We start from the raw sequence: 8348 nt of genomic DNA on the forward strand, positions 1-8348 counted from the left end.
GCCACCCGAGGCGGTGTCCAGCAGCTTGCGGATGTTGCCTTCGGCGGCCTGTAGCTTGGGGTTGACGGCGGGGCGCGCGTCCTCGACGACCTTTTCCAGCAGGGCGTTGCTCATCTCGGGCAGGGCCGACTGGTAACGCTTGAGGATGGGCGACTCCAGCATCACGACCAGCTGCTTGAGTTCTTCTTCGGTGAAGCGCTCTTCCAGGATGGGGCCGATGGCGGTCGGGGCCAACTTGATGGCGCTGGCGCGCACGGCGGGGATGGCGCCATCCAAGTACTTCTTGATCTCGGCATCGACTTGCTTGGCCGTGGCTTCGCGCTTGTCCTCCGGCACGGCTTGCACCAGGATGTTGCGGGCACCGCCAGCGAGTTGGCGAGCGGGCTGCTCGGCCACGCCGCGGGCCATGTCTTCCAGGGCGGGCTGCTGCACGGACAGCACCTTCTGGATCTGCTCCTTCTTGTCGGCGTGGGCCGACAGGCTGCACAGGGCCAGGGTGGCGGCCACGGCGGCCAGAGCGGTTTGGCGGAACATCATCTTGCGGTCCTTGTCTTTTCCGGTTGCGAAAGGGGCGACATCTTCGCCCGGCAGGATGTCAGATCGGCGTCAGGCCTCGGAGGTTCCCTCGGCGTTGTCACCCGGGGTGCCGGCTTCCGGGGTTTCGGCGCCTTCTGCCTCTTCGGCCGTTGCCGCATCGTTCTCGGCGATGCGCTGCAGGCCGATCAATTTGGCGCCTTCGTCCAGCGAAATCAGCGTCACGCCTTGCGTGGCACGTCCGAGTTCACGGATTTCAGACACGCGGGTGCGCACCACCACGCCCTTGTCCGTGATCAGCATGATCTCGTCCTCCGGACGCACCAGGGTGGCCGCGACCACCTTGCCGTTGCGCTCGGATTGCTGGATGGCGATCATGCCCTTGGTGCCACGGCCGTGGCGGGTGTACTCGACGATGCTGGTGCGCTTGCCGAAACCGTTCTCGGTGGCGGTCAGCACGCTTTGCGTCTCGTCTTCGGCCACCAGCATGGCGATGACCGACTGGCCTTCTTCCAGCATCATGCCGCGCACGCCGCGCGCCGAGCGACCCATCGGGCGCACGTCTTCTTCGTCGAAGCGCACGGCCTTGCCGCCATCGGAGAACAGCATCACGTCGTGCTTGCCGTCTGTCAGGGCCGCACCCACCAGCACGTCGCCCTCGTCCAGGCCCACGGCGATGATGCCGGCCTTGCGGGGGTTGCTGAAGTCGGTCAGCGGGGTCTTCTTGACGGTGCCCAGGCGGGTCGACATGAAGATGTAGTGGTCTTCAGGGAAGCTGCGGAACTCGCCGGTCAGCGGCAGCACCACGTTGATCTTCTCTTCCTTCTCCAGCGGGAACATGTTGACCATGGGCTTGCCGCGCGAGTTGCGCGAGCCCTGCGGCACTTCCCAGACCTTGATCCAGTAGACGCGGCCCCGGTTGCTGAAGCACAGGATGTAGTCATGCGTGTTGGCGATGAAGAGCTGGTCGATCCAGTCGTCTTCCTTCGTGGCTGTCGCCTGTTTGCCGCGGCCACCCCGCTTTTGCGCACGGTACTCGGACAGCGGCTGGCTCTTGATGTAGCCGGTGTGCGAGATCGTCACGACCATGTCGGTCGGCGTGATCAGGTCTTCCGTGCCCAGCTCTTGCGCGTTGTGCTCGATGGTCGATCGGCGAGCGCCCAGCTTGGTCTGGCCGAACTCGGTGCGGATGGCGATCAGCTCGTCGGAAATGATCGACGACACGCGTTCCGGCTTGGACAGGATGTCCAGCAGGTCGGCGATCTGGGCCATGACGTCCTTGTACTCGCCGATGATCTTGTCCTGCTCCAGACCCGTCAGGCGTTGCAGGCGCATCTGCAGGATTTCGCCGGCCTGGTCTTCGCTCAAACGGTACAGGCCGTCAGGCTGCATGCCGTAGTTGGGCGACAGGCTCTCCGGACGGTACTGCTGAGGGTCGCCATCGACGCGGGCGAGCATCTCGCGCACCAGCGACGAGTCCCAGCTCTTGCTCATCAGGGCCGTTTTGGCCACCGGCGGCGTCGGCGAGGTCTTGATGGTCTCGATGAACTCGTCGATGTTGGCCAGGGCCACGGCCAGGCCTTCGAGCACGTGGCCGCGCTCGCGCGCCTTGCGCAGCTCGTACACGGTGCGGCGGGTGACGACCTCGCGGCGGTGCTCCAGAAAGACCGTGATCAGGTCCTTGAGGTTGCACAGCTTGGGTTGGCCGTCGATCAGGGCCACCATGTTGATGCCGAAGGTGTCCTGCAGCTGCGTCTGCTTGTACAGGTTGTTGAGCACCACCTCGGGCACTTCGCCGCGCTTGAGCTCGATCACCACGCGCATGCCGGACTTGTCGGACTCGTCCTGGATGTGGCTGATGCCTTCGATCTTCTTTTCGTTGACCAGCTCGGCGATGCGCTCGAGCAGGTTCTTCTTGTTCACCTGGTAGGGGATCTCGTCGACGATGATCGCCTGGCGGTCGCCCTTGCCGATGTCCTCGAAGTGCACGCGGGCGCGCATGACCACGCGACCACGGCCGGTGCGGTAGCCCTCGCGCACACCGCTGAGGCCATAAATGATGCCGGCGGTCGGGAAGTCCGGCGCCGGGATGATCTCCATGAGCTCATCGACGCTGCAGTCGGGGTTCTTGAGCGAATGCAGGCAGGCGTCCACCACCTCGTTGAGGTTGTGGGGCGGGATGTTGGTGGCCATGCCGACCGCGATGCCGGCCGAGCCGTTGATCAGCAGGTTGGGCAGGCGCGCCGGCAGCACGAGCGGCTCTTTTTCCGAGCCGTCGTAGTTGGGGCCGAAGTCGACGGTTTCCTTGTCGATGTCGGCCAGCATGTCGTGGGCGATCTTGGCCAGGCGGATTTCCGTGTACCGCATGGCGGCGGCGTTGTCGCCGTCGACCGAGCCGAAGTTGCCCTGGCCATCGACCAGCATGTGGCGCAGGGAGAAGTCCTGCGCCATGCGCACGATGGTGTCGTACACCGCCGAGTCGCCGTGCGGGTGGTACTTGCCGATCACGTCGCCGACGATGCGCGCCGACTTCTTGTAAGGGCGGTTCCAGTCGTTGTTGAGCTCGTGCATCGCGAACAGCACGCGCCGGTGCACGGGCTTGAGGCCGTCGCGGGCATCGGGCAGGGCGCGGCCGACGATCACGCTCATCGCGTAATCGAGGTACGAACGCCGCATCTCCTCTTCGAGGCTGATGGGCAGGGTTTCCTTGGCGAATGACGTCATGCGTGCTTCACTGATATGGGAGAGCGCCTGGCTTGGACGGTGGTCCCGGTCCAAACGAGCATTGTAATTGGCCGCTCATGTCGCCCTGAAGCAACAGCGGCGAGCTGGGCGACGCTGCAGCCCGGGGGATGCTTGAGCGAATGGATCGCTGTGGCACAATGATTTGGTTACCAGCCCTAGGGTGATCCCTGTTCTTCAGGGCAAAAGCCCGTTCTGGGGTACCGCCCACATGGGCCGTTCGCAGTTTTTGTCTGCGCCTAATACTCGTGAGGACCTGCATGATCAAACTCAACAAGATCGCCGCGCTGTTTGCCACTGCTGCACTGGCCGGTGGTGCATTCGCCCAGAACGTCGACAACTGGCGTGCCACCGACGGCACCGTCTGGAAGAACGGCTCGAACGAATACTGCTGGCGCGACACCGGCTGGACCCCGGCCACCGGCGTCCAAGGCTGCGACGGCGTGCCCGCTCCGGCTGCCCCGGCTCCTGTTGCTGCACCGGCTGCCCCCGCAGCTGCTCCGGCTCCGGCCCCCGTCGTGCCCGTGGCGCCTGCCACCGAAAAGGTGAGCTTCGCTGCTGACGCCTTCTTCGACTTCGACAAGGCCACCCTGAAGCCTGAAGGCAAGGCCAAGCTGGACGATCTGTCCGACAAGGTCAAGGGCATCACCCTGGAAGTCATCATCGCCGTGGGTCACACCGACTCCGTGGGCGCTGACGCCTACAACCAGAAGCTGTCCGAGAAGCGCGCTCAGGCCGTCAAGGACTACCTGACCAGCAAGGGCACCGACGCTTCCCGCGTTTACGTTGAAGGCAAGGGCGAGAAGCAGCCCGTCGCTGACAACAAGTCTGCTGATGGTCGCGCCAAGAACCGCCGCGTCGAAATCGAAGTGGTCGGCACCCGCACCAAGTGATGCACGGCGGGCTTGACGCCCGCTGATTTGCACGCACCGAAGAAGCCCCGCAGGCAGCTGTGGGGCTTTTTCTTTTTTGGACGGTAGTCTTCCTCGCGTGCTGAAGGTGGCTTGAGGGCGTTTGGCCGTCGTCGCGACCTTCGGGCGCATGAAAAAGGCGACCTCATGGATCGCCTCGGGTGCTGGAAGGCCTCGGCTGAGGCCTGCTTGCGCGTCAGGCCAGTGCCACGTCCTTGTTGCTCAGCCGCTTGGCCAGTTGCGTGGCCATGCGGTTGACGACGCCGTAGATCGAGAGTTGCGGGTTGGCGCCGATGCTGGTCGGGAAAATCGAGCCGTCGTGCACCGAGAGGTTCTCGATCTGCCAGTGCACGCCGTCCGGGCGCACCACGCCGAGCTTCTCCGAGCCGCCCATGCCGCAGCCACCCATGATGTGGGCGCTGCCGCCGCCGACGTAATACGCCTTCATCTCGAAAGCCTCGATGGCGGCCTTGGCCTCGGCCCAGCTGGTGTAGTAGCGGCCCTGTTCGTGCAGCGGCAACACCTTGGTGGCGCCGGCGGCGAACTGGATCTCGGCCATGGTCAGCAAGGACTGCTTGAAGCCGGCCAGCACGTAGTCGCTCATCACGTAGTTGAGCAGCGGCATGCCATCGACGTTGAGCAGCACCGTTCCGCCTTCGGACTCGGGGTGGAAACCATCGCGCATGAGCGACAGCATCGTTTGCGTGTGCGGGTAGTTCTCGACGCGCTCGGCCAGGGCCTTGCCGTAACCGCCCATCAGCACGGACATCAGGCCGGGGTGGATGGGGGTGGCTTCCAGCTTGTAGCCGATCGGGCCGTCGAACGGTGCGTTGTGCACGAAGTGATCGGAGTAGATGGACTGCGGCGCGCCGCTCCAGCCTTCCACGCGCTCCTTGTAGACGCCGTTGGAGAACGCCACTGGGTGCAGGAAGGTGCGCGTGCCCAGCAGGCCGTGCGGGTCCGGTGCGTCGGAGCGCTTGAGCAGCGCGGGCGAGTTGATGGCGCCGCCGGAGACCACGTAATGGCGAGCCTTGACGCGCATGACCTGGTCGGATGTGCGGGTGCCGTTGATGCGGATGCCCACGCACTCCAGGCCTGTCACGCGGTTCCCATCGAATTCGAAGCGCTGGGCTCGGGTCTGGTGAAACAGCCGTGCGCCTGTTTCGAGCGCAGCCGGGATCGTGGTCACCAACATCGACTGCTTGGCATTCGTCGGGCAGCCCATGCCGCAAGAGCCGAGGTTGTAGCAGGTCTTGACGTTGCGCGGGATCACCTCCGCCGAGATGCCGAGCTTGTTCGCGCCAGTGCGCAGCAACTCGTTGTTGGGGTTGGGGGGGATGTCCCACTTGTGCACGTTCAGGCGCTTTTCAGCCTGGTCGAACCAGGGCGCCATGGCGGCTTCGCTGAAGTCTTTCAGGCCGAACTTGTCCTGCCAGTAGCCCAGGGTGCTGGCGGGCGTGCGAAAGGAGCTGGTCCAGTTGATGACCGTGGTGCCGCCCACGCAGCGGCCCTGCAGCAAGGTGAGCGCACCGTCCATGGTGCGGCGACCTGCGCCTTCCTGGTACAGGCTGGCGTAGGCCTCGGATTCTTTCTGGTTGAAGTCCGAGCTGGTTTTCAGTGGGCCTTCTTCGATCAGGACGACATCCAGGCCAGCCTTGGTCAGCAATTCAGCGGTGATGCCGGCGCCGGCGCCAGAGCCCACGATGGCCACGTCGCACTGAATCTCTTGGGGCAGTCCCGCCTCGCCATTGGTGGCCTTCCAGCCACGCGCCAGGCCTTCGCGGAAGGGATCGGGGAGTTTGCTCATAGTTCGACAGGGCCTGGGTAGCCGGTCAAGGACCAGTTGGCGGAGTTGGAGAAAAAGACCATGCAGGTCACCGAACGGACCACCTGGTAAGTCAGACGTGTGGTGGGCAGCGGGTTCAAACGCATGGTCTCGATCGCGTCGGCGATCTCGGCTTCAGAGGCTTCGCTCCAGCGCTTGCCCAGGCCAGTGAGCATCTTGCGTGTGGGCAGGTTGCCCAGCAGGCCCAGCACGGCACCGATCTGTCCCTTGAGGAAGGTGGGCAGGCCGTTCAAGAACACTTCGACGCGTTCAAGGTGGGCTTCGAGTGCCGCCTCGCGGGCCTTGGCATCGGTGGGCAGCATGGGGCCGACCATGCCGATGGCGAGTCCGCGCAGCACATCGCGGCCATGTTCGGTCAGCTTGTCATCGGCCATGCCGCGGTGCCAGTAAACCAGGCCGCCGAGCGACGCACCAACGGCGCCGATGGCCAACGCGGTCTTGAGGAACCAGCGTCGCTTGGGGGTGAGGGGGTGGTCAATCTCGCGGTCAGCCATGTCGAATCTGTCTCATCTGTGGGGGCGCCAAGGTGAAAACATTCTGAGTCAAATCAGCCGAAGATTGTGCCCGTGACAGGGTTCACACATACCCTGAGCGCGACGCCGCCGATACCGTGTTCAATGGTCATCGGCGTTTCAAACAACGATCACGGCGTGTGCGGTCTCGGGAAAACCCTTAGTCGCGAATGTTGCAGAATCCATGCAGCGAACAACGCTCCAGTTTCAGACTGTCACGCTTGGTGACAGTCCTGCCTCCATCGACCCATCAGAGGAAGACAAATGACGACTTCTCAACCATGGCTGGCCAGCTATGAGCCCGGCGTTCCCGCAACCATCAACCTGGGCGAGTACAACTCGCTGGTCGATCTGCTGGATCAGGCTTTCAAACAGCACGCCAAGCGCGACATGGCCGCGTTCATGGACGTGCACTGGACCTTCGAGCAGGTCGATGAGCTCTCGCGCTCCTTGGCGGCCTACTTCCAGTCCTTGGGGCTGGCCAAAGGTGCACGCATCGCGCTGATGATGCCCAACGTGCCGCAATATGTGGTGGCGATTGCTGCGGTGCTGCGTGCCGGCTACGTGGTGGTCAACGTCAACCCGCTCTACACCCCGCGTGAACTCGAGCACCAGCTCAAGGACTCTGGCGCAGAAGCCATCGTGATCCTGGAGAACTTCGCGACCACGCTGCAGGAAGTCATCGCGCGCACGCCGGTCAAGACCGTGGTGCTGGCCGCCATGGGCGACCTGCTGCCCTTCCTCAAGGGCGCGCTGGTGAACCTCGTGGTGCGCCACGTCAAGAAGATGGTGCCGGCTTTCAGCCTGCCCACCGGCTCGGTCAAGGTGGTGTCCTTCAAGGACGCATTGGCCAAGGGTGCTTCGGCCAAGTACAGCCGCCCGAACATGCAGCCCAGCGATGTGGCCTTCCTGCAGTACACCGGCGGCACCACGGGCGTCTCCAAGGGCGCCACGCTGCTGCACAGCAACGTCGTGGCCAACATCCTGCAGAACGAAGCCTGGTTCAAGCCTGAGCTGAGCAAGCTGGGCAACCAGCCGCTGGTGGCTGTGTGCGCTTTGCCGCTGTATCACATCTTCGCGCTGACGGTGTGCTACTTCATGGGCGCTCGCATGGGCAGCATGAACATCCTGATCCCGAACCCGCGTGACCTGCCGGCCGTGATCAAGACCCTGGGCAGCTACAAGGTCAACCAGTTCCCCGCCGTGAACACCTTGTTCAACGCGCTGGCCAACCACCCTGACTTCGCCAAGCTGGACTTCTCCGGCCTGAAGGTGTCGATGGGCGGCGGCATGGCCGTTCAGCAGGCCACGGCCGAGAAGTGGAAGAAGGTCACGGGCTGCGCGATCGTTGAAGGCTACGGCCTGTCGGAGACCTCGCCGGTGGCCACGGCCAACCGCCTGGACAACACCGAGTTCAACGGCTCGATCGGCTACCCGCTGCCTTCGACCGAAGTGGCGATCCTGGACGACGATGGCAACCACCTGGAAATTGGCGCCGTGGGCGAGATCGCCATCCGCGGTCCGCAGGTGATGGCCGGTTATTGGCAGCGTGCCGATGAGACCGCCAAGGTCATGACCGCCGACAACTTCTTCCGCACGGGCGACATCGGCATCATGGACGCCTCGGGCCAGGTCAAGATCGTGGACCGCAAGAAGGACATGATCCTGGTCTCGGGCTTCAACGTGTACCCCAACGAGGTCGAGCAGGTGGTGAACCTGCACCCTGGCGTGATGGAGTGTGCCGCCGTGGGTGTGCCGGACGAGAAGTCTGGTGAGGCCGTCAAGCTGTTCGTGGTGCGCAAG

General features: G+C 64.0%; 6 protein-coding genes. 2 read left to right on the forward strand and 4 right to left on the reverse strand.

Annotation, left to right across the window (positions count from 1 at the left end; genetic code table 11):
* Both B2W70_RS02270 and gyrA read right to left on the reverse strand, forming a co-directional pair.
* The coding region (locus B2W70_RS02270) for a hypothetical protein (RefSeq protein WP_286742420.1) at positions 1-537 on the reverse strand (537 nt) is incomplete at its 3' end.
* A gap of 69 nt (positions 538-606) precedes the next feature.
* Positions 607-3258 carry a DNA gyrase subunit A gene (gene gyrA / locus B2W70_RS02275; RefSeq protein WP_286742423.1) on the reverse strand — a complete coding sequence of 884 codons (2652 nt, stop codon included), beginning with the start codon at positions 3256-3258 and terminating at the stop codon, positions 607-609.
* A gap of 278 nt (positions 3259-3536) precedes the next feature.
* Between gyrA and ompA the strand changes: the two genes are divergently transcribed.
* Positions 3537-4169 (forward strand): outer membrane protein OmpA, encoded by a 633-nt coding sequence (gene ompA / locus B2W70_RS02280; RefSeq protein ID WP_286742426.1) that lies wholly within the window; start codon positions 3537-3539, stop codon positions 4167-4169.
* Between the two features lie 214 nt (positions 4170-4383).
* Here the strand turns inward: ompA and B2W70_RS02285 are convergent, their stop codons facing one another.
* Both B2W70_RS02285 and B2W70_RS02290 read right to left on the reverse strand, forming a co-directional pair.
* Positions 4384-5994 (reverse strand): GMC family oxidoreductase, encoded by a 1611-nt coding sequence (locus tag B2W70_RS02285; protein WP_286742428.1) that lies wholly within the window; start codon positions 5992-5994, stop codon positions 4384-4386.
* On the reverse strand, positions 5991-6527 hold the full coding sequence (locus B2W70_RS02290) for a hypothetical protein (protein WP_286742430.1): 537 nt from the start codon (positions 6525-6527) through the stop codon (positions 5991-5993). The genes B2W70_RS02285 and B2W70_RS02290 overlap by 4 nt, the downstream gene beginning before the upstream one ends.
* Positions 6528-6809: 282 nt before the next feature.
* Here B2W70_RS02290 and B2W70_RS02295 point away from each other — a divergent pair.
* A partial coding sequence (locus B2W70_RS02295) for an AMP-binding protein (RefSeq protein ID WP_286742431.1) occupies positions 6810-8348 on the forward strand: 1539 nt, incomplete at its 3' end.

The organism is Aquabacterium sp. UBA2148, assembly GCF_002328915.1.
Lineage (GTDB): Bacteria > Pseudomonadota > Gammaproteobacteria > Burkholderiales > Burkholderiaceae_C > Aquabacterium > Aquabacterium parvum.

Coding starts and splice junctions, on each gene's coding strand:
- gyrA (WP_286742423.1), bottom strand. CDS start 3,258: ATGACGTCATTCGCCAAGGAAACCCTGCCCATCAGCCTCGAAGAGGAG.
- ompA (WP_286742426.1), top strand. CDS start 3,537: ATGATCAAACTCAACAAGATCGCCGCGCTGTTTGCCACTGCTGCACTG.
- B2W70_RS02285 (WP_286742428.1), bottom strand. CDS start 5,994: ATGAGCAAACTCCCCGATCCCTTCCGCGAAGGCCTGGCGCGTGGCTGG.
- B2W70_RS02290 (WP_286742430.1), bottom strand. CDS start 6,527: ATGGCTGACCGCGAGATTGACCACCCCCTCACCCCCAAGCGACGCTGG.